Origin of the sequence: Herbaspirillum sp. RTI4 (assembly GCF_034313965.1) — a bacterium.
Taxonomy (GTDB): Bacteria; Pseudomonadota; Gammaproteobacteria; order Burkholderiales; family Burkholderiaceae_D; genus Herbaspirillum.
In genome coordinates this window covers 2,789,086-2,810,430 of the sequence record NZ_JAVIWQ010000002.1, presented here as the reverse complement: position 1 = coordinate 2,810,430, position 21,345 = coordinate 2,789,086, and the positions used below count along the sequence as shown (strand labels likewise).

The 21,345-nt window shown below is 58.3% G+C and carries 22 protein-coding genes and 1 tRNA gene; 6 read left to right on the top strand and 17 right to left on the bottom strand.

The genetic code is table 11. The annotated features are described in order from the left end of the window. Window positions 1-21 precede the first annotated feature (21 nt). Complete coding sequence (gene lhgO / locus RGU70_RS12475) at window positions 22-1,245, bottom strand: L-2-hydroxyglutarate oxidase (RefSeq protein ID WP_322209718.1); 1,224 nt, start codon at window positions 1,243-1,245, stop codon at window positions 22-24. Window positions 1,246-1,419: 174 nt separating this feature from the next. On the opposite strand from lhgO, the gene RGU70_RS12470 reads away from it, so the two are divergent. Further along, window positions 1,420-2,115, top strand: coding sequence for a VIT family protein (locus RGU70_RS12470; protein WP_322209717.1), 696 nt, complete (start codon window positions 1,420-1,422; stop codon window positions 2,113-2,115). Window positions 2,116-2,183: 68 nt separating this feature from the next. On the opposite strand, the gene RGU70_RS12465 is transcribed toward RGU70_RS12470, so the two are convergent. The 13 genes from RGU70_RS12465 to RGU70_RS12405 all read right to left on the bottom strand — a co-directional run bounded on the left by RGU70_RS12465 (window position 2,184) and on the right by RGU70_RS12405 (window position 13,311). Beyond that, a complete protein-coding gene (locus RGU70_RS12465) occupies window positions 2,184-2,447 on the bottom strand; it encodes a hypothetical protein (RefSeq protein WP_416186517.1) in 264 nt (87 codons plus the stop codon). 91 nt (window positions 2,448-2,538) lie between these two features. Next, a complete protein-coding gene (locus RGU70_RS12460) occupies window positions 2,539-2,811 on the bottom strand; it encodes a DUF2164 domain-containing protein (RefSeq protein WP_322209715.1) in 273 nt (90 codons plus the stop codon). Window positions 2,812-2,995: 184 nt separating this feature from the next. Continuing rightward, the gene (locus RGU70_RS12455) at window positions 2,996-3,985 is read right to left on the bottom strand and encodes an NADPH:quinone oxidoreductase family protein (protein WP_322209714.1); all 990 of its coding nucleotides are present in this window, start codon (window positions 3,983-3,985) and stop codon (window positions 2,996-2,998) included. Beyond that, window positions 3,982-5,100 carry a CaiB/BaiF CoA-transferase family protein gene (locus RGU70_RS12450; protein ID WP_322209713.1) on the bottom strand — a complete coding sequence of 373 codons (1,119 nt, stop codon included), beginning with the start codon at window positions 5,098-5,100 and terminating at the stop codon, window positions 3,982-3,984. The genes RGU70_RS12455 and RGU70_RS12450 overlap by 4 nt, the downstream gene beginning before the upstream one ends. Next, window positions 5,100-5,777 (bottom strand): 3-hydroxyacyl-CoA dehydrogenase family protein, encoded by a 678-nt coding sequence (locus tag RGU70_RS12445; RefSeq protein ID WP_322209712.1) that lies wholly within the window; start codon window positions 5,775-5,777, stop codon window positions 5,100-5,102. The genes RGU70_RS12450 and RGU70_RS12445 overlap by 1 nt, the downstream gene beginning before the upstream one ends. 1 nt (window position 5,778) lies before the next feature. Then, a complete protein-coding gene (locus RGU70_RS12440) occupies window positions 5,779-6,654 on the bottom strand; it encodes a 3-hydroxyacyl-CoA dehydrogenase family protein (protein WP_322209711.1) in 876 nt (291 codons plus the stop codon). 9 nt (window positions 6,655-6,663) lie between these two features. Then, complete coding sequence (locus RGU70_RS12435; RefSeq protein ID WP_322209710.1) at window positions 6,664-7,830, bottom strand: acyl-CoA dehydrogenase family protein; 1,167 nt, start codon at window positions 7,828-7,830, stop codon at window positions 6,664-6,666. Window positions 7,831-7,843: 13 nt separating this feature from the next. Then, complete coding sequence (locus RGU70_RS12430; RefSeq protein WP_322209709.1) at window positions 7,844-8,587, bottom strand: SDR family oxidoreductase; 744 nt, start codon at window positions 8,585-8,587, stop codon at window positions 7,844-7,846. A gap of 2 nt (window positions 8,588-8,589) precedes the next feature. Beyond that, window positions 8,590-9,360, bottom strand: a complete 771-nt coding sequence (locus RGU70_RS12425) for an enoyl-CoA hydratase/isomerase family protein (protein WP_322209708.1) — start codon at window positions 9,358-9,360, stop codon at window positions 8,590-8,592. After that, a complete protein-coding gene (locus RGU70_RS12420) occupies window positions 9,357-11,090 on the bottom strand; it encodes a class I adenylate-forming enzyme family protein (RefSeq protein WP_322209707.1) in 1,734 nt (577 codons plus the stop codon). Before RGU70_RS12420 ends, RGU70_RS12425 begins: the two co-directional genes overlap by 4 nt. Window positions 11,091-11,165: 75 nt before the next feature. Beyond that, window positions 11,166-11,945, bottom strand: a complete 780-nt coding sequence (locus RGU70_RS12415) for an enoyl-CoA hydratase-related protein (RefSeq protein ID WP_322209706.1) — start codon at window positions 11,943-11,945, stop codon at window positions 11,166-11,168. A gap of 15 nt (window positions 11,946-11,960) precedes the next feature. Further along, on the bottom strand, window positions 11,961-12,098 hold the full coding sequence (locus RGU70_RS12410; RefSeq protein WP_322209705.1) for a hypothetical protein: 138 nt from the start codon (window positions 12,096-12,098) through the stop codon (window positions 11,961-11,963). Further along, complete coding sequence (locus RGU70_RS12405; protein ID WP_322209704.1) at window positions 12,082-13,311, bottom strand: CoA transferase; 1,230 nt, start codon at window positions 13,309-13,311, stop codon at window positions 12,082-12,084. Before RGU70_RS12405 ends, RGU70_RS12410 begins: the two co-directional genes overlap by 17 nt. A gap of 312 nt (window positions 13,312-13,623) precedes the next feature. Here RGU70_RS12405 and RGU70_RS12400 point away from each other — a divergent pair, with 312 nt between their 5' ends. The 5 genes from RGU70_RS12400 (at window position 13,624) to RGU70_RS12380 (ending at window position 17,657) form a co-directional block, all read left to right on the top strand. Beyond that, on the top strand, window positions 13,624-15,291 hold the full coding sequence (locus RGU70_RS12400) for a sigma-54 interaction domain-containing protein (protein WP_322209703.1): 1,668 nt from the start codon (window positions 13,624-13,626) through the stop codon (window positions 15,289-15,291). A 280-nt stretch (window positions 15,292-15,571) separates the two neighbouring features. Beyond that, complete coding sequence (locus RGU70_RS12395; protein WP_322209702.1) at window positions 15,572-16,819, top strand: ABC transporter substrate-binding protein; 1,248 nt, start codon at window positions 15,572-15,574, stop codon at window positions 16,817-16,819. 81 nt (window positions 16,820-16,900) lie between these two features. After that, window positions 16,901-17,062 (top strand): hypothetical protein, encoded by a 162-nt coding sequence (locus tag RGU70_RS12390; protein ID WP_322209701.1) that lies wholly within the window; start codon window positions 16,901-16,903, stop codon window positions 17,060-17,062. A gap of 148 nt (window positions 17,063-17,210) precedes the next feature. After that, window positions 17,211-17,286 (top strand) — tRNA-Thr (locus RGU70_RS12385). A 158-nt stretch (window positions 17,287-17,444) separates the two neighbouring features. Continuing rightward, entirely contained in the window at window positions 17,445-17,657 is a 213-nt protein-coding gene (locus tag RGU70_RS12380; RefSeq protein WP_322209700.1) for a DUF2970 domain-containing protein, read from the top strand. A 172-nt stretch (window positions 17,658-17,829) separates the two neighbouring features. On the opposite strand, the gene lipA is transcribed toward RGU70_RS12380, so the two are convergent. The 3 genes from lipA to RGU70_RS12365 are packed head-to-tail and all read right to left on the bottom strand — an operon-like array spanning window position 17,830 to window position 21,327. Next, window positions 17,830-18,789: a lipoyl synthase gene (lipA, locus tag RGU70_RS12375; RefSeq protein ID WP_322209699.1), complete on the bottom strand. Its 960-nt coding sequence runs from the start codon at window positions 18,787-18,789 to the stop codon at window positions 17,830-17,832. A 4-nt stretch (window positions 18,790-18,793) separates the two neighbouring features. Continuing rightward, window positions 18,794-19,930 carry a glycine cleavage system aminomethyltransferase GcvT gene (gcvT, locus tag RGU70_RS12370; protein ID WP_322209698.1) on the bottom strand — a complete coding sequence of 379 codons (1,137 nt, stop codon included), beginning with the start codon at window positions 19,928-19,930 and terminating at the stop codon, window positions 18,794-18,796. A gap of 17 nt (window positions 19,931-19,947) precedes the next feature. After that, a complete protein-coding gene (locus RGU70_RS12365; protein WP_322209697.1) occupies window positions 19,948-21,327 on the bottom strand; it encodes an L-serine ammonia-lyase in 1,380 nt (459 codons plus the stop codon). Window positions 21,328-21,345: the final 18 nt, after the last annotated feature.

The following is a 21,345-nucleotide window of genomic DNA, read 5'->3' as shown; positions in this document are numbered from 1 at the left end:
GATGCGATCACTGTCACTGTTTCAGTTGGACAGCGAAAAAATTTCCTCTGCATGTTTGGCCAGATAGCGTCCGATAGGAATGCTGGAAGTGGCCGCAGGCGAGGGGGCATTGCAGACGTGCAGCGTGCGCGCTGTGCGATGGATCAGGAAGTCATGCACCAGCGTGCCGTCGCGCAATACCGCTTGCGCCCGAATGCCCGGTGGATGTGCTTGCAAGTCTTCTACTTTCAGGTCGGGACAATAGCGCTGGCACAGGGCCAGATAGCGTTTTTTACTGATCGAATTCCAGTATTCACCCAATCCCGAGCGGGCGTGTTTTTGCATCACGCGCCAGAATCCGGGAAAGCGCAGCATGTCGGCCAGATCGCGGGCATTGGGCTTGCCCGGGCCGTAAGATTCTCGTCCCATGCTCAGGACGGCGTTGGGGCCGACGGTGACGTAGCCGCCAATCATGCGTGTCAGATGGACACCGAGAAACGGTAAGGCAGGATCGGGAATCGGGTAAATCAAATGGTTGACCACCTGATCGCGGCTAGGGGCTAATCGATAATATTCGCCGCGAAACGGGATGATTCTGAAATCGTCGCCGATGCCGCACATACTCGCCAGCCGGTCTGCCATCAGACCGCCGCAGGCAATCACATAACGCGTGCGAATTTCTCCCTGATCGGTCACGACTGTGACGCCATTTGTTTCTTCGCGGATATCGACTACCGTGGTACCCAGTCGCGTTGTGCCGCCGGCAGCCACCATCGAATCAGCCATGGAACGTGCCATTGCGCCGTAGTCGACGATGCCAGTGGAGGGGACGAAGAGCCCGGCCAAGCCGACAATATTCGGTTCGCGCCTTCTGAGTTCGGTGGCGTCGATGCGCTCGATTTCCAGGCCGTTTTCTTTGGCGCGTTGATATAAGGCTTTCATACGCGGCAGTTGCAGCGGGGTTGTGGCGACCAGCATTTTTCCGCATTGCTCCACCGGCAAATTGTGATCGCGGCAGTAATCCAGCGTTGCCTGCACGCCTTCGCGGCAAAATTGTGCTTTCATGCTGCCCGGTGCGTAATACACGCCGGCATGGATGACGCCGCTGTTGCGGCCGGTTTGATGCGCGGCGAAGCGGTCTTCCTTTTCGATGAGCGTGACCGCTGCACCTGGATGGCGAGCGAGAATTTGTGTCGCGGTGGCAATGCCGACAATGCCGCCGCCGATAATGACGAAATCCTGTGTAGTGCCTTGCTGAGCGTTCATTTAATTATTCCTTCAACTATTCCTTCGATCTTGCCTCTGCTTCAAATGCGTATGATTAGCAGTACCTCTGCTGGCAGATTTTCGCTTATTTCCCTAATATAGGGCGGTATTTTTAGGCGGCCTTTGAATTGACCGGGTCGTCACCGCATTTTCATCTTCTTTCATCGGTGCAAAATGGCCAAGCGGCATCACGAGAAACATAGCATTGAAAAAATAAACTGGCTGCGCGCTTCGGTACTGGGAGCGAACGATGGCATCGTATCGACTTCTTGTCTGGTGTTGGGTGTGGCCTCGGCACATGCAACGCATGCGAGTATTTTGCTGACCGGCGTTGCCGGGCTGGTTGCGGGGGCGATGTCGATGGCGACCGGTGAATATGTGTCGGTGCATTCTCAAGTCGATATCGAACAAGCGGCGCTGGCCGAAGAACAGGCTGAACTGGATCAGGATTATCACGGCGAGCAGCGTGAACTGACTGCTATCTACATGCGTCGCGGTCTCGATTTTGAACTGGCCGGAGAGGTGGCGGTAAAGCTGATGGAGCATGACGCGCTGGCAGCGCATGCACGGGATGAGTTGGGAATCAATCATCTCAACATGGCGCGCCCGCTTCAGGCCGCGGTAGTTTCGGCAGGCAGTTTTTCTTGCGGCGCGATTTTGCCACTGGCGGTTGTCGTTATTTCACCTGAAGCACATTTGCTCTGGCTGGTGAGCGTTGCGGCATTAGTCTTTTTGGCGATGCTCGGCGCGCTGGCGGCAAGAATGGGCAGCGCAAAAATGTTGCCGGGTGCGATACGCGTGACGTTCTGGAGTGCGCTTGCGATGGCGGTGACGGCGGGCGTCGGCGCTTTGTTCGGGACGCTGGTCTGAAAAATCAGTGACAGAAACGAGGCCTTGTGGCCCCTTTCTGTACATTTTCTTCTTACTCTTTACTGAGTTTACTGAGGCAGATCGCCCAGTGCCTTGAGCAGCAATTCGGCCACGATTTCATTCATCCCGGTTGCGCGTTCTTGCGCCAGGGCTTGCAGTCGCGCTACCAGATCGCTGTTGAGCTTGACTGCGAACGGGACTAATCCCAGAGCCTGATCGGCTTTGCGTTGATCGCGGCGGTCCATAGGAACAGCAGCAACCTGGCCGAATTGGCCGCTGGAGCCTGTTGGTTGCATTTTGCCGGCAAGTTTCATGGCGCTTTGCTTTGCCATACCTGATTTCTTCATGTTGTCACTCTCTTTGCGTTGAAGTGGCCTATTTTACGCAGTAGTGGCGGCATGACGGGTTTTAAATGCCGTCTTCTCATTTGCTCTTGCGCTGGCGATCAAATTTGCGCCAGTACTTGAACTCCTCTTCATGCACCTCAAGGTCGACTTCCATGACTCTGAGCTGGAGTTTTTGCTGCACGTCGACGACGGCCTTGTTATAGATCGTCGCGCCGATTTCCTCTATGAAAAAACTGAGCAGCGCGTCAGCAGTGAGTCCGCTGATCGGCTCTTCCATGTGTTCACGGAAGTAGCGCTCGATGGAGGTGATCGCCTCTTTGCGGGCTTCCTTGGGGATTTCTATTGGCATGGGGTTCGTCCTGTTGTGAAATATTCATGGCGTATTTGAATAGGACGATACTTTACCCTTCCGCGTAGAAATGGGTCGCCGTGTTTTTGGGGCAGAGTGCAAGTGCAAGTGCAATGGATGCGGACGCGTTTGTGATGGTGTGACGCCGAACGCCGCACGATGTCAACTGTGGGTTGACTGGGCGTCAGTCAATGATCAGCACTTGCTTCCCCACCGATTTGCCTTTTTGCAGCACCGCGAGCGCATCCGCGAACTGCGCCAGCGGCAGTGCCTGTGCCACATGCGGTTTGAGCGCGCCCATCGAATAGAGCCGGAATAATTCCTGCTGCACCTGCTCGACGCGTTCCGGCCTGCGTTCCCGGTAATCGCTCCATTGCAAACCACTCACGGCAATATTCTTGAGTAGCAGATAGTTTGCCTTGATCTCAGGGATGCGGCCAGCGGCAAAACCGATGACCACGGCACGCCCGCACCAGGTCAGCGCGCGCAGTGAGGCATCGAACACATCGCCGCCCAGCGGGTCAAGCACGATGTCGACGCCTTTGCCGTTGTTGAGCGCATAGACCTGATCGCGCAGGCTGTCGCGCAAATTGGACGCGTCAAGATCAACGATATGCTGCGCGCCATATTGCCGCGCCAGTTCCGCATGTGCAGGGTCGTTGACACCGGCGAAGACCGTCGCACCCAGACTTCGGGCGATTTGCACCGCCGCCAGACCAATGCCACCCGCCGCGCCGTTGACCAGAACCGCTTCACCGGATGTGAATCCGCCGCGGTCAAGCAGCGCGAAGTAGGCCGTCTGATAAGCCAGACCCATCGCCGCCGCATCGGTAAACGACATGCTCTCCGGCAGTACATGGCAGGACTGCTGCGCCGCCAGCGCCAGACTGGCATAAGCGCCGAACTCAAGCTGCGCCATCACGCGGTCGCCTGCTTTGATCGTGCTGACATTGACACCGACAGCGCGCACGATACCTGCCACATCCTTGCCCGGACTGAAAGGCCGTGGCGGCAGAACCTGGTATTTGCCTTGTATCACCAACAGGTCAGGAAAATTCACGCCGATGGCTTTGACTTCGATCAGAATCTCACCGTCTCCGCAAATGGGATCGGGTACTTCTTCCACCCGCAGGCTGGCAGGTTCGCCAAATTCACGTATCAGTACCGCCTTCATGATTTTTGCCCCTCTACAAGTAGCTTGTTGGATTCCCCCAGCACCGGTGAGGCCGCAGGGACGGATTGACGGAATAGCGCGCAAATAGGCACCGGCAGCGCCGGTATGCTGCGTCCCTCGCCATCCTTCAATATTTCCTGGAACAGACCGCGTTCGATAAAGTGCGGATGTTGAACTGCCTCTTTCAAATCCGCTACCAGTACCGTGCAGACGTCGCGATCCTTGAATTTTTCCAGCCAGTAGCGGGCCGGTTGTTGCGCAATGACGGCGGCAACCTGACGGATTGCTTCCGCATCGTCCTTCGATAAAGCGTCCTGTCGGATGTTTATCAGTTCGAGGAAGGTGTGCCAGAACTTGTCTTCCAGCGGTGCCGCAGCAAGATAGCGGCCGTCGCTGGTGCGATAAATCTGGTAGCGCGGCGTGCTGCCGGTGACCAGTTCCGCGCCGGGCGAGGGCCACTGTCCTTCGCTCCAGCCATTGCCCAGACCCCAGTACATGAAGGGAAACAAATTGTCGGCCATAGAGATATCGAGATGGCAGCCCTGACCCGTGTGGGTACGGTTTTGCAATGCCAGCAAAATATTCATCACCGCCGGATAAGCGCCACCGCCAATATCGGCAATTAATGCCGGCGGCAGCACCGGCGCACCGTCCGCGCCGCGACTCAGTCCCAGCATGCCGGTCTCGGCCAGATAATTCAGATCGTGCGCGGCCACTTGCGCCAGCGGGCCGGTCTGACCGTAACCGGTGATGGAACAGTAGATCAGACGCGGATTGATGCGCGCGAGAGTTTCATAGTCCAGCCCCAATCGATGCATGACGCCGGGACGGAACTGCTCGACCAGCACGTCGGCATCGCGCAGCAGCAGGTCCAGACGCGCGCGTTCTTCTTCCGATTTCAGGTCGATGGCAATCGATTTCTTGCCGCGATTGAGGAGCGAAAAATTCACGCTGTCGCTGCCGAATTTGGGCGTGTAGCCGCGCATCTCGTCGCCGCTACCGGGCCGTTCGATTTTCAAGACTTCGGCACCGGCTTCGGCCAGTAGCAGCGTCGCCATCGGGCCGGGCAGCAGCGTGCTGAAATCGAGGACCTTGATTCCCTTGAGCGCTTGCATCAGGCTTCTTTTTTCTGTTGCCGCGCATGGGCCACTTGCGCGGCGCGTGCCGGTGCATACGGTTCCTGCCCGAGTGCCTGATACAGCGCATGGCTGACTTCGTAATGGTCGGCCAGGCCGGTACGTTGCAACAGGGCGATCGGGCCTTCGGGATAACCGAGACCGAGACGCAGTGTCATGTCCATATCGGCGGCGGTGGCTAGTTTTTCGTCCAGCCGGCGCAGCGCGGCATTGTAGTAAGGGCGCACCAGTCGGTTGACGATGCGTCCCGGAAAATCATTGCACACGGCGACGGTCAAGCCGGCAGCTTCGAATGCCGCTTTGGCGGCGGCAAGCGCCGCTTCAGAAGTGGATGACTGCCGCACCAGCTCGATCAGCGCGCTGGGTTCGGCGTCGCCGAGACGGAAGCGGGCGAAGCCGAGTACGTTCGTCAGGACCCCATTTTGCGGCTCGCCAGCGTGTACGCCCAGACATTCATTACCGAGTTCGATGGCGATAAAAGGGACATTCGGAGCGTCAGGAACATCCGGCGCTGCCCTGAATGCAGCGCCGCTGCCGGTGCCGAGATAGACCACGGCGGCTGACCGGGTGTCGGTTTCAGCTTGACTGAGAAAGAGGTGCTCGCCCGGAAACGAAGCGCTGTCACCGTTCTGGATGATGCGGTAGGAAGGATTCATGTCAGGCTCCAAACATCTTTGCGTCGGCATAGGCATGGAAGCCCTTGCCGGTTTTTTTGCCGAGGTGGCCGGCGGCGATCATGCGTCTTACCAGTGGCGGGCAGGCCGCGCGCGGTTCATTGGTCAGTCCGTGCATGGCGTCGCACAGCAGGCGCTGCGTATCCAGTCCGACCAGATCGAGCAGTTCCAGCGGCCCCATCGGATAACCCAGCGCCGTCTTGATGGCCTTGTCGATATCAGCCGCTTCTGCAACGCCTTGTTCGACCAGACGGATAGCATCGTTATTGAAGGGAATCAGAAAGTAGTTGAGGATGAAGCCGGGCGTGTCTTGCGTCTTGACCGGCTTTTGTCCGAGCGCGATGGAGAATTCCCAGGCGCGCTGAAAGCTGTCCTCGCTGGTGTTGATGCCGGGCGACATTTCCACCAGTTTCATCATTTGCGCCGGCAGGCAGAAATGGATGCCGACAAAGCGATCGGCGCGGCCACAACCACCGGCAATTTCGGTAATCGAAATAGTGGAGGTGTTCGATGCAAACAAGGTATGCGGCGGACATACCGCATTGAGTTTGCTGAACAGTTCATGCTTGACTGCCAGATCCTCGAACACCGCTTCGATCACGATATCGCACGCCGCCATCTCGGCCAGATCAGTCGTACCGGACCAGTTCGCCATGATCTGCTCGAGCTGTGCCTGTTCCAGCTTTTTGCGCTGCACCGACTTTTCCAGAAAGGCCCGTGTTTGTTCTTTGGCCTTGTCCAGCGCCGATTGTCGGGTGTCGTACACCAGCGTGCGAAAACCTGCGCGCGCGGCGACGATGGCAATGCCGGTACCCATGGTGCCGCTGCCGGCGACGCCGACGGTCTTGATGGTGGTCATATTGGATTCCTATTTGGTAAGAAAGCTGCGACCGATGAGCTGTCGGTGAATCTGGTTAGTGCCTTCCCATATCTGCGTAATCTTGGCGTCGCGCATCAGACGCTCGACCCGGTAATCCTTGCAGTAGCCATAGCCGCCGAACAGTTGTACCGCCTCGGTGCTGATCTGCATGGCCGCATCGGTGGCGCGCAACTTCAGGATCGACGCTTCGGTGCCGAAATCGGTTTCGCCGGCTTCCACCATGGCGGCGACCTGCCACAGATAGGACTCGCACATGGTCAGTTCCGCTGCCAGATCGGCCAGCAGGAATTGCACGCCCTGAAATTCAAGAATCTTTTTGCCCGACTGTTTGCGCTCATTGATGTAGGCGACCGCATCCTCGAATGCGGCGCGGGCGATACCTAGTGCATGTGCCGCTACGCTAGGGCGCGAACGATTGAGCGAACCGAACAAAATCTTGAGTCCATCACCCGGTTCTTGCAGCAGGTTGGCGCGTGGCACGCGGCAGTTGTCGAAGGCCAGTGTGGCAGTGCTGGAGGCGCGGGTACCCATTTTGTTTTCGATACCAATGAGCTTCAGACCCGGCGTGCCTTTTTCCAGTACCAGCGTGGAGATGGCGGCTTTCGGATGGTCGATTTCGCTCCATTTGCCAAACAGCAGATAGAGGTCAGCGACGTCGCCATTGGTGATGAAGGTCTTGCCGCCGTTGATGACGATGTGATCGCCATCGGGACGAAACGTGGTTTTCATGCCGGTGGCATCCGATCCGGCCGACGGTTCGGTGATGGCCAGCGCGGCCAGTCCGCCTTCAGCGATTCGGGGCAGCAGGCGTGCCTTTTGTTCTTCGTTACCGTATTCGATGACGGGCTTGATCGCGTGATAGTTAGTGGCCCAAATGATGCCGGTGGAGGCGCAGGCTTTGGAAATTTCTCTGACGCAGGCCAGATAACAAGTAAAGGACAAGGCCGCACCGCCGTATTCTTCGGGGATGAACATGGCGTTGAGACCGAGCTGGTTGATCGCGTTCACGTTCTCCCACGGGAATTCAGCGGTTTCATCCGCTTGCTTTGCATGCGGTGCAATTTGTTCCCGCGCCAGTACGCGCACGCTGTCGAGCAGCATGCGTTCTTCTTGTGTCAGGGGCAGGCGCTCATCTAATCGTTCCAGCAGCTTCATGGTCGTCCTTTCATCAGTGCGCAATACCTTGCGCGCCATCGATATAAATTGTTTCGCCCGAGAGGAAATGGCAAGGCATGGAAAACAGTTGCGCCACCAGCGCGCCGACTTCTTCGGCGGTGCCGGGTTCGCCGCGCGGAATCCGTTTTTCCAGGAACGCGCGCAAGGGGCCGCTGGAGAGCGAGTCGCGGTTGAGGTCGGTGGCGATATAGCCCGGCGCGACATCGATGACCCGGATGCCGACCGAGGCCCATTCCACCGCCAGACAGCGGGTGATGGCGCCGACCGCCGCCTTGGAAGCGCAATACGCCAGATTGCGCTTGACGCCCATCTTGTCGAAAAACGAACCGATATTGACGATCAGACCGCCATGTTCGCGCAGTAGCGGAAATACGCTCTGGCTGCCGATCAGCACGGAGGTCGCGTTGGTGCGCATCACTTGCTCGAACTGGTCGAGAGGGAAAGATTCCGATTTGCCTTCGAGATGGATGCCGGCGTTGTTGACCAGTCCGCTGACCGGCACGCCGCAGCGGGCGCTGATGTCTTGCATGGCGGCGCGCACGGCGTCGGCGTCGGTGACGTCGCAGGCGGCGGCAAGCCAGCGTTGTCGCACTTCCGGACTGGCGTTCGGCCGCTGCGGCAGATCGCCCGAGCGGGACAGGCAGCCGACCATGAAGCCGGCCTGTGCCAGCATTTCAGCGATGGCGGCACCGATGCCGCGGCTGGCGCCGGTGACGATTATGCAGGACTGTTTCATCGTTATTGATCCTTGAAAAGAGGAGGGCGCTTGTCGACGAAAGCTTGCATGCCTTCGCGCGCGTCGGCTGTCTGGTAAGCCAGTGTGGAAAGGTCGGACTCGATGCGCAGACCATCGGCCAGCGGCACTGCCAGCGCACGTTGCACAGCTTCGCGGGCAAACAGCGAGGCGCAGAGGCTGTAGCCGAGGAATTGCTGGGCATAGTCGCAGCCGATGGCGATGGCATCGGTGCCGTCGACGAGACGATTGACCAGACCGATCCGTTCCGCTTCCACCGCGTCCACGGTGCGGCCGGAGAGAATGATTTCCAATGCGCGCGCTTCGCCAATCAATCGTGGCAGGCGCTGCGTGCCGCCGTAGCCGGGGATCAGACCGAGTTTGATTTCCGGCAGTCCCATCTTGGCCTTGGGTGTCGCCACGCGAAAGGTGCAGGCCAGTGCCAGTTCCAGACCGCCGCCGAAGGCGTAGCCGTGAATGACGGCGATTGAGGGAATCGGCAGTCGGTCCAGTTTTGCCATGACGGCTTGCCCGAGTTCGGCGCCGCGCTTTTGTTCCAGCAGACTGCGATCTTGCAGTTCCTTGATGTCGGCCCCGGCGCAGAAGGCTTTGTCGCCGTTACCGACAATCACCAGCGCGCGCGCATCCGATTTGCTGACTGTGGTGATTGCCGCGCCGATCTTGTCCAGCAAGTCAAAGCTCAGCGCATTGAGGGCCTGAGGCCGGTCTATTTGCAGTACGGCGACTTGATTTTGGTACAGCAGATGGATGCTCATACGGTTTTCTCTTCCTTTGCCAGAGCAGTTGTTTCCGCACCTGTTTTCTCAGTTTTTTTTGCATTGACTTTGTTAATCGGCGTCGGAATGATCTTGCCGGTGCGGGTCAGTTCGACCAGATCGCGCTTGAGGATTTTGCCGCTGGCGGTCATCGGAAACTCGTCCATGCAGAGGAAGTATTCCGGCATATCGTATTTCGATAGTCCGGCATCGCGCAGGTGTTGCACGATGTCGTGGGCCTCGACCTGCACGCCGGGGCGGGCAATGATGGCCATGCAGACCTGTTCGCCCAGGCGCTCATGTGCGATCGGGTAGGCAGCGACTTTCAGCACGCCGGGGTGGCGCAGCGCCAGATCTTCGATTTTGGCGGGATAGATGTTGTGGCCGCCGCGGATGATCAGGTCTTTCTTGCGGCCGACGATGCGCAGCGCGCCCATGCTATCGAACTGGCCGAGATCGCCGCTCATGAACCAGCCATTGGCATTGAAGGAGTTTTCTGTCGCAGCCTGATTGTCGAAGTAGCCCAGCATCAGCAGACCGCCACGTCCACCGATCTCGCCGATTTCGCCGGGCTCGACTTCGACGTCCGGGTTTTCCTGTTTGAACAGACGCACTTCGTAGCCGCGGCATGCGCGCCCACAGGTGGAGACGATGGTATCGATGCTATCGGTCGGCAGCGGATATTGATGGGAGCCGTTTTCCGTCATGCCGTAAATGTTTTGCGGCGTCATACCCAGCTTGAGGAACTGCTCGGCAATTTCACGCGGGATCAGCGTACCGGCCATGTAAAAGGTTTTGACTTGACCCAGGGAGGACATACCGCGCTGGCGCAGTGCGGCGAGCAGGTCGATGGCATGGGTCGGCACCCCCATGACATAGGTGGCATTGGTTTCCCGTATCCAGTCCAGCGCGGACTTGCCGGCGGCAGCGTGATGCAGCACCAGTTCGCAGCCGATGACCAGCATCTGTTCGAAGGCCACGGTGCCGATGTGATGGCTCATCGGGCTGAGCGACAAAATAACCGTATCGCTGCCATGACGCCAGTCGCCGGCAATGGCGCGTCCATTGGCGAGCAAAGTATTGTCGCTATGCATCACCCCTTTGGGCATGCCAGTGGTGCCGGAGGTGAAGGCGAGGTAAGTGATTTTGTCCGGGTTGAGATCGGGCGGGGACAGGACGACGGGCGCAGTGCGGTCGGGAAACGGGCTGCTGCCGACGGGCGCTGGCAGTGCATCGGTGTCGGTATCGGCCGGTGACAAGGCAAACAATTTCTTCATCGACGGCAGAGTTCCGGCGACGTCGAAGATCGAGTGACGCTCGGCATCCGCGCCATAGCCGGGCATGGCAAACAGCGCCTTGCACTGCACCCGGCGCAGCAACACCATGATTTCTTCGGTGGTGTGATTCTGGTGCAGCGAAGGCGTGCAGATATAGCCGTTGCGGGAGCAGGCCAGAAACACGACCAGTGCTTCGACGCAGCTAGGCAGCCAGGTGGCCACCCTATCGCCGCTGCGCAGTCCGGCGTCATGTAGTACTTGCGAGACGCTGTTGGCCCAGTCGACCAGTTCGCGCCAGGTCAGCCGGGTATGCACATCGCGCAGGGCGCAGGCGGTGGGGCGCTCCTGCGCGTGAGAACGCGCCAGCGAGTACAGCGTTTCATTCTGCCATACGCCGGAAAGATAATGATCGCGTGCCAGTTGCGGGCTGTGCAGGGTAAGAATGTTCTGCATGGTGTCGGTGTCAGTCGTGGTTGCTTGCCGGTTACTTGTTGCTTATTTACTGCTTGCTTGCTGCTTATTTTCTGCTTATTTGCCGAATTTAGACGTGTCAGGACTGCGACGCTGGGCAAAGGACTCGGCCAGTTCCGCATGCTCGTCGGTGCCGAGATAGCCGGGCAGCAACAAGTCATGCGTCATGCGCGATAGTCCGCCCACGCCGCCATGACGCGCACTGAATGCCGCTTTGATCGAGGCCAGCGCGAATGCGCCACGGTCGGCGATTTGCAGTGCCAGCTTGCGGGTTTCTTCTTTGAGGTCCGCATCCGGCACGACCTTATTGATCAGACCGATCGACATGGCTTCCTGCGCCGTCATTTTTGGATTGCAGAACCAGATTTCCTTGGCACGCTTTTTACCGACCAGATCTTCCAGGTACCAGGTGCCATAGCCAGCATCAAAGCTGCCCACTATCGGACCGACCTGGCGGAAAGTGGCACTCTCTTTGGCGATAGTGATGTCGCAAATGACTTGCAGCACATTGCCGCCGCCGACGGCGAAACCATTGACGGAGGCAATGACGGGCTTTTGCAGGCGGTCTATGCTTTCATACATATCCAGCACTGGCAGGACACCGGCATAGAGCTGGGTATCTTCCATGCCTTCTTTGCGGCCGCCGAGGCAGAAGAACTTGTCGCCGGCACCGGTCAGGACGATGACGCGGGTGCGGGTTTCGCGCCGGATTGCATTGATGCAGTCGCGAATTTCATGGCACATCAGCGGCGTAAACATATTGCCGTCTTCGGGCCGGTTCATGGTGATGGTGCCGATAGGGCCGTCTTCTTCGTAAATTATTTCTTTGAATTCCATGTGTTTCTCCTTGAATCAAATAGGCAGGATTTGCGCAAAAAACAGCTGGCCTTGCTGCATCGCCTTGCCGTGCGCTTGCACTGTCTGCGGCAATGCGGCTAGCCAGTGGCCTTTTGCGTAAGCCCTGATACGGCTATCAGATGATGCCATCATTAAGCAATGCTGTTATTTCGTCAGCAGACATGCCAAGACGGTCCTGTAATACGGTGCGTGTATGTTCGCCCAGCACCGGCGGCGGGCTGCGGTGGACTTGGGTCTTGCCGTCGAATCCTATGCCGAGGCCCACCTGCGGCACCTTGCCTTTGGCGGTCTGCGCGGAATAAAAAAGTCCTTCTTTTATTAGCTCAGGGTCTTGCACGACTTCATCGACCCGGTTGATGGGGCCTGCCGGTATGCGCTGCGCGCTCAGAATCTCCAGCCATTGCTTGCGGTTTTTCTGCGCCAGGAGGGCGCTAATTCTGGCCACAATTTCAGGCCGATACTCACGTCGCTGCTGATTGCTGGAAAAGCGTGGGTCATTGCCAAAGTCCGGCTCACCCACCGCTTTCCAGAACCGCTGCCAGATGGCGTTGTTGCCCAGTCCCAAGGTCAGCGGCAGGTCGGCGGTCTGGAATACCTGATAGATGGCGATGACTGAGTCGCGCCCGCCCGAGCGGGTGATGGCTTCGCCAGCGCCGAGATAAGGCACGATGCGTGGTGCCATGAAGCGCGTCATGCTGCGCACCATCGAGATATCGATTTGTTTGCCGCGCCCGGTGCGATGGCGCTCAAGCAGCGCGGCCATCACGGCCATGGCGGCGTCTTGTCCGGCAAGCAGGTCGGCGGCGGGGGTGCCGACTTTCTGTGGCGCGTTGTCTGGTTCGCCGGTCAGGTCCATGACGCCGGAATAGCCTTCGGCAATCAGGTCGTAGCAGGGCAGGTCGCCGCGCGCGCCGAGCAGACCGAAGCCGGTCAGCGATACATGAATCAGCGCCGGATGAAGGGCTGCAAGGCGGGCGTAATCGACGCCCAGCTTTTCCTGTGTGCGGCCGCCCAGATTGACGACCAGTACATCGGCGCTGGCAATCAACTGGTCCAGCACTGCGCTGCCGCGTTCGCAGCTGATGTCGAGTGTGACGCTTTGCTTGTTGCGATTGACGCTGAGGAACCAGAGCGATTCTTCATGCAGGAAGGGGGGGCCCCATGCACGGGCGTCGTCGCCGGCCAATTGTTTCTCGACCTTGATGACGGTGGCACCCATGTCTGCCAGTAGTTGCGTGGCATACGGACCGGCGACCGAAGTAGTGAGGTCAATGACGGTAATCCCGGCCAGCATGTGCAGGCCGTCGTTGGAATCGGGGGCAGGAAGAAAATCGAATGGAGTCATAACTTGGTCTCGGACAATATGCCTTCTATCGCAAATCCTGTGCCAAGTACGCATTGCCCCATAAGCTGGTACATTCGGGGCCGTTGTGCTGCCTTTATGCTGCTTTTGTGCATTCATGGCCGACAGTTTCTGAATCAAGTGTACTTATCAAGGACAGTGTTTTTTTCTCCGAATACAGCCGTACATAAACAGGACTTGCGCAAAAGCCCGCTGGATAGGCGCATTGCCGCTGGCAGTGCGAGTAGCACGGCAAGCCGATGCAACAACGCCAGCGGGCTTTTGCGCAAGTCCTAATAAAGAAAAGAGGGCACGATGAAGCGTGACACCATGGGCATACTGGTCATTGATGACAACAATACGGTGATGGTGAACTCCGGTCTGGCGCATAGCATTCTGGTATCGCAGCCGCTGGCGGCCAAATGGACCAAACGCATCAGCATGCCGATTCCACGTCTGTTCATGCTGGAGGGCGCGGCACGCGCGCTGACCTGTTTTTATGCGGACACGCCGGGCGTCGGCTGTTTTTTGATCTTCGATAACGAGCCGGATACGGCACTGCTGGAATTTTTTGGCAGCGTCGATTTTGCGACGGACATCATGCGTCACCTGATCACTAATCCGTTCGAGGCCATGACGGTGGTCGACAGCAAGGGCCTGGTTCGCTATCTGAGCCCGGTCCATGAAAAATTCTTCAACATCAAGCATCTGGAAGCCATCGGCAAGCATGTGACCGAGGTGATTGAGAATACGCATCTGCATGAAGTGGCTATCAGCGGCAAGCCGGAAATCGGGCAGTTACAGGAAATGCATGGCACTAGCCGCGTGGTTCGGCGCACACCTATTTTTGACCGTCAGGCACGCCGTGTCGGCGCTATCGGCCAGGTGATGTTCAAGGGGCCGGATGCGATCCACGAAATGAGCGACGAGATCGGCCGTCTGCGCAAGCAGGTCAGCTTTTATGAGCGCGAACTGTCCGGCATACGCAATCGCAGTTATGGACTGGATCAGATCATTGGTTCCAGTGCCGCGGTGAAAAAGCTCAAGGCTGATATCGTGAAGGTGGCGCCGCTTGATGTGCCGGTCTTGTTGGTTGGCGAAAGCGGCACCGGCAAGGAACTGGTGGCCCATGCGATTCACTTGTTGAGCCCACGCAGCGGCAATCCGCTGGTGTTGGTCAATGCGGCGGCCATGCCTGCCAATCTGGTCGAGAGTGAGCTGTTCGGCTATGAGGCCGGTGCGTTCACTGGTGCCGACCGCAAGGGGCGACAGGGCAAATTTGAAGCGGCCGATCGTGGCACGCTGTTCCTCGATGAGATCGGCGATATGCCGCCCGACATTCAGGTCAAGCTACTGCGGGTGTTGCAGGATGGCAGCTTTGAGCGCGTCGGCGGCGACCGCGCCAAGCGCTCCGATTTCCGTTTGATTTCGGCGAGCAATCGCGATTTCAAGAGCATGATCGCCAACGGCAGTTTCCGGCTGGATGTGTTCTACCGCATCAGCACGATTACTTTGCGTTTGCCGCCGCTGCGCGACCGGCTGGAAGATATTCCCGAGCTGGCCGAAGTTTTTCTGGCGCATTTCGCGCAACGGCATGGAAGCAAGCCCAAAGTGCTGGACCCGGAGGCGGTGCTGCTGCTGCAAAGCAGGCCCTGGCCGGGCAATGTCCGTCAACTGCAGCATGCGGTGGAGCGGGCGGCGGTGTTTTGCGAAACCGATGTGATTGGCCCCAGGGATCTGGAGAGCATTCAAGACGAGGCGGCCGGCATGTCTGGCTACGCGCTTCTGGTTGAGCCGGGAGAGAAAGCGCCGCAGGCGAGCAGCATGCAGCATGCGAAGGACAAGGTAGAGGCGGAAATCATTCAAACGGCGATGCAGACGTTCAACGGTAACAAGAAAAAAGTTGCCGAGAGTCTCCATATTTCCCGATCTTATCTGTACAAGAAACTGGCCCAGATGAATCCTGCGGCGACGGACGATTAATCCCTGTCCAACTCGTCTGCGCGAACAATAAATGTAGTTTGCGCAGACACATGTCTTCAATAAACGCGTAGAGCGACGACACTTCCCGGCGGATTTGCTCCTCGAATTCTCCGCCAATTCTCCGCAACAAGGGCGCGATCGCCTTCCCGTGCCGGATGGCACGCAGTTTGCTGTACTCCGCTCAGGGAGCAGCTAGTCGATGAAGTTTGTCGCACCTAAACCGGTCCATTCCGGATGCTGCTTGCTTCAGATCGCTTACCTATAAAAAACAGGAGACGCAATGCATTTATCCAAGTTCGCCCTTTCTGGTGCTTTATCTGGCGCATTACTTACCAGCTTAATTTCTGGCAATGTCCAGGCCCAAGCTCCGGTTCCAGCCCCCGTCTTATTTACGGACGATATCGTCAAGATTGGCGTGATTGTTGATAAGACCGGCGTCTATTCCGCTAACGGCGGCCCTGGTGCGGTCACTGCGGTCAAGATGGCGATCGATGATTTCGGCGGCAAGGTGGCCGGCAAGAAAATTGAAATGGTGTCGACCGACTATCAGAACAAGGTCGATATCGCGGTGACGCGCGCCTCGGAATGGATTGACCGCGACAAGGTCGACATGATTATTGAATCGACCGATTCGGCTGCGGCGATTGCTCTGCAAAAACTGGGCGCGAGCAAAAAGAAAGTGATGATCTTTGCCGGATCGGCAAGCACCGCGCTGACCAACAATGAATGCTCGGCCTATGGCGTCCATTATGTGTATGACACTTATGCACTGGCTACCGGCACTGGTCGCGCCATCATGGAGTCGGGCGGCGACACCTGGTTTTTCCTGACGGCCGATTATGCCTTCGGTAATTCGCTGGAAAAAGACACGACGCGGGTGATACAGGACATGGGTGGAAAAGTGCTTGGCACCATTAAACATCCACTCGGCGCTAATGATTTCTCCTCGTTCTTGCTGCAAGCGCAAGCATCGAAGGCCAAAGTGATCGGTTTGGCGAATGCCGGTAAAGATACGCAAAATGCGGTTCGCGGTGCGGCTGAATTTGGTTTGACCAAGTCCGGCCAGAAACTGGCAACGCTCCTGGTGTTTGATACCGATCTGAAAGGCATGGGCCTCAATGTCGCGCAGGGTCTATTGTTTACGACCGGCTTTTACTGGGATATGAATGAGGAAACTCGTGCTTGGTCGAAGCGTTTCTATGCCCTGCACAAGTCGATGCCCACCATGATTCAGGCAGGTATGTATTCGGCCACGATGCACTACCTGAAGTCGATTCAGGCGGCCGGTACGGATAACGCAGAAGTCGTCATGCAAAAAATGAAGGCGACGGAAATCAATGATTTCTTTGCCAAGAAGGGCAAGATTCGCGAAGACGGCCGTATGGTGCATGACATGTATTTGGCTGAGGCTAAAAAACCGTCTGAATCCAAGTCGGAATGGGATTTGATGAAAATCCTGAAAACCATCCCCGGTGAATTGGCTTACCAACCGATGAACAAGGGCAGCTGCTCGTTGGTCGCTAAGTAATTGCCAAGCTATTAAGCGAAGTCATTAAGGTAAGCCGACAGACTCGCGCAGGCGGGCTGTCGGCTGCTTATTTGTAGTAGATTGGCATTTACCCTGCCCGATACCCAGCGCGAAGCCTTGCTGACCGGGCTCGATGAAGTCGATCAGACTCTGCGTCTGGTGGCGGATATCAGGCAGTTTCAGGAACGTGACCGTCAGGCGCGACCCTGGGTTTATGGCCACGGCATACCGCTAATCGACTGATACCGGACGATATTTGGCTGCTGCTTTTTCAGGGCGAGCGCCGGGAGTGTTGGGGCATTAATGGGGCGTTGCCTCGGCCATTGACGCCGAGCAGGAGCCGGCCAAGCGCGCCGCCCTGGTGAAGATGCTGGGGTATAATCAAACCCACGCTGATGTAGCTCAGTTGGTAGAGCAACTGATTCGTAATCAGTAGGTCGGGTGTTCGATTCGCCTCATCAGCACCAATGTAATCATGCGCTTAGCTCAACTTTAACCGGTTGGGCTTTTTGCTTTTTGAACGTGCTGTTAAGCACGGTGCAAGCCGATTGGCGTAAGCCGGTTCTCGCCATGCCGGTATGGTTATACTGATGGACTGTTTTACTTCTATGGGAAAGGCCTGACCATGACTGAACCAACACAATCGAAGCCTAAAAATAAATCATTTTTTGCAACGCTGGGCGCTATTTTCTGGTCGTTCGTTGGCTTGCGCCGTCGGGCGGATTTTGAAAAGGACGCCACGTCTTTCAATCCCGTCTACGTTGTCGTGGCTGGCTTGATTGGCGTGGCTTTGTTCATCGGGATTTTGCTGACCGTGGTGAAGCTGGTCTTGCCCTGATTCCCTCATTTTCCTGACAGCGGGCCTGGTCTCAGCGGGCCTCTTTCAGCGTCCCTCTTTTCAGCGTCCCTCTGACCAAGTCCTTACACGATGCAATCTTAGCGCGGCGTACCGATCTTGGTCATCTGTCAGTTTGATCTTGCATCGTCCTCCACACTTCCTGCACGATTGTTCAGACTCCCTGCGCCTGCAAATCGGCATGGTAGCTGGAACGCACCATCGGCCCTGAGGCGACCTGACTGAAGCCGAGTCCAAGGGCGGTATCGCGCAGACTGGCGAACGCGTCCGGCGTGACATAGCGCTTCACCGGCAGGTGGTGCAGGCTGGGTTGCAAATACTGACCGAGCGTGAGCATGTCCACCTGATGCGCGCGCAAGTCGCGCATGACTTCCACGATTTCCTCATCCGTTTCACCGAGCCCCAGCATCAGGCCCGATTTGGTCGGCACTTGCGGCCAGGCGCGTTTGAAATCGGCCAGCAGCGTCAGCGAATTCTGATAATCGGCACCCGGTCTGGCTTCCAGGTAGAGGCGCGGCACCGTTTCCATGTTGTGGTTGAACACATCCGGCGGCGCAGTGCCGAGGGTCGTCAGCGCCAGCGACAGGCGACCGCGAAAATCCGGCACTAATATTTCGACGCGAATCCCCGGGCTGCTTTGCCTTGCCGCCTCGATGCAGGCGGCGAAATGCCCTGCGCCGCCGTCGCGCAAGTCATCGCGGTCGACCGAGGTAATCACCACGTATTTCAATTGCATGGCAGCGATGGTATCGGCCAGTCGTTGCGGTTCTCCCGCATCCAGAGGAAGCGGGCGGCCGTGGCCGACGTCGCAAAACGGGCAGCGGCGGGTGCAGAGCTCGCCCATGATCATGAACGTGGCGGTGCCGTGGCTAAAACATTCGCCGATGTTGGGACAGCGCGCTTCTTCGCATACCGTCACGAGCTGATGCTCACGCAGCGTTTTTTTCAGCGCCAGCACCTCCGGGTTGCCGGGAAAGGCAGCGCGTATCCAGGACGGTTTGCGCAGCATGTCCTGACGTGCAGTCGGGGTGATTTTGACCGGGATGCGCGCGACTTTTTCGGCGGCGCTGAGTTTGACGCCGGCCACGGCTTTGTTCGGAAGCGGTGCATTCATGCGCTTAACCCCGGTGATAGTGTTGCGGCACAAACGGCGGCAGACTGATTTCGATGGCGACCCGCTTGCCGCGTACCAGTGCAAACAAGGCGGTACCGGGTACGGCGTGCGCCGTGGTGACATAGCCAAGGCCGAGCGGGCCGCCGTAGGAGGGGCCAAAGGTGCCGCTGGTGACTTTGCCGATGACGTTGCCTTCGAGATCGGTAATCGCGCTGCCTTCCCGGACCGGCATTTTTTCCTTGACGATAAAGCCGATGCGCTTGCGCTCGACGCCCTCGGCGATCTGGCGGGCGATGATGGCGTCCCCCGGATAGCCGCCGGCGCGCGCGCCGCCCGGACGACGCACTCGGGAGATGGCCCATAGCAGGCTGCCTTCAATCGGCGTGGTGTCGGTATCGATGTCATGGCTGTACAGACACAGCCCGGCTTCCAGTCGCAGAGAATCGCGTGCGCCCAGGCCGATGGCTTCGACTTCCGGTTCCGTGAGCAGGCGACGTGCCAGCGCTTCCGCATCGGCCGAGGGAACCGAAATTTCATAGCCGTCTTCGCCGGTATAGCCGGAGCGGCTGATGACGCAACGCACGCCGTCCAGATCGAAACGACTAATCTGCATGAATTTGAGATCAGCGACGCCAGGATGCAGGCGCGCCAGCACGGCGGCGGCGGCGGGGCCTTGCAGCGCCAGCAGGGCATGGTCTGTCAGCTCCTGCACCTGACAGCGGCTGGCAAGATTGAGCTTCATGTGGGCGATGTCTTGTTCTTTGCAGGCGGCGTTGACGACCACGAACAATTCATCGTGCGCCAGACGGGCCACCATCAGATCGTCAAGGATGCCGCCGTCTTCGGCGGTGAACAGCGCGTAGCGTTGCATGCCGGTGGGCAGGTCGATGATGTCGATCGGTGCCAGTGTTTCCAGCGCGGCGGAGGCATCCGCGCCGCTGAGTCTGACCTGCCCCATGTGAGATACATCGAACAGACCGGCCTTTGCCCTTGTGTGAATGTGTTCTTTCAAAATCCCTAACGGGTAGTACACCGGCATTTCATAGCCGGCGAAAGGGACCATCTTGCCGCCCAGTTCCAGATGCAGGCGGTAAAGCGGCGTGCGACGCAGCGTTTGTGCGGGTGTCGGGGTAGTTGTCATGGTGGTGTAGTCCTTGATTAACATTCGATGATGTTGACGGCGAGTCCGCCGCGAGAAGTTTCCTTGTATTTGGTCTTCATGTCAGCGCCGGTCTGGCGCATGGTGCGAATGACTTTGTCGAGGGAAACATGATGATGGCCATCGCCATTGAGCGCCATGCGGGCGGCGTTAACTGCCTTGACCGCGCCCATGGCATTACGTTCTATGCACGGCACCTGCACTAACCCGCCGATGGGGTCGCAGGTCAGGCCGAGATTGTGTTCCATGCCGATTTCGGCAGCGTTTTCCACTTGCGCCACGCTGCCGCCGAGGACTTCGGCCAGCCCGGCCGCCGCCATCGAGCAGGCAACGCCGACTTCGCCCTGACAGCCGACTTCAGCGCCGGAGATCGAGGCGTTTTCCTTGTACAACAGACCGATGGCGGCGGCGGTCAGGAGGAAACGCACTACGCCGTCCTCGTTGGCACCCGGGATGAAGCGCAGGTAGTAATGCAGCACGGCAGGAATGATGCCGGCGGCACCGTTGGTCGGCGCGGTAACGACCCGGCCGCCGCTGGCGTTTTCTTCGTTGACGGCGAGGGCGTAAAAACCGATCCAGTCCAGCGTCGCCAATGGATCGGCCAGGCTGTCCGAGGGCAGCGCGCAGAGTTTGCGATACAAGGCGGCGGCGCGGCGTTTGACGTGCAAACCGCCGGGCAAGATGCCTTCCTGTTGCGCGCCGCGCTGCACACATTGCTGCATGACTTCCCAGATGTGCAGCAACTCGCGCCGGATGGTGGCTTCGTCGCGCCAGACTTGTTCGTTGTCCAGCATCAGTTGGCTGATCGAACAGCCCCGTTCGTGGCACAGGGCGAGCAACTCATCGCCCGAATGGAAGGGGTGAGGCAAGACGCTGGTTTCCGCTGCGATGCGCTGTTTGCCGACTGCCTGTTCATCGACCACAAAGCCGCCGCCGACCGAGTAATAGGTTTTGCAGGCCAGCACTGCACCGTCGTTTCCGGTGGCGGTAAAGCGCATGCCGTTGGAATGGAAGGCCAGGGTTTCGCGGCGGTAAAACAGCAGATGCTCCTTTTCACGAAAGACGATGGGGTGGCGGCCAAGCAGGTGCAGCAGACCGTCGGCACGGATGGCGGCTACCCGTGGGGTAACGGTGTCGATGGCGATGCTGTCCGGCTGTTCGCCTTCCAGTCCCAGCAAAACCGCGCTATCCGTACCGTGACCGCGCCCGGTCGCGCCGAGCGAGCCGAACAGTTCGGACTTGATGGCGGCAACCTGTTCCAGCAATTGATGTGTCGCCAGCCCGTTGACGAAAAGCGCGGCGGCACGCATCGGCCCGACCGTGTGTGAACTGGAAGGGCCGATGCCGATTTTGAAGAGGTCGAATACGCTGATGGCCATGAGGGCTTGATCCTTAAA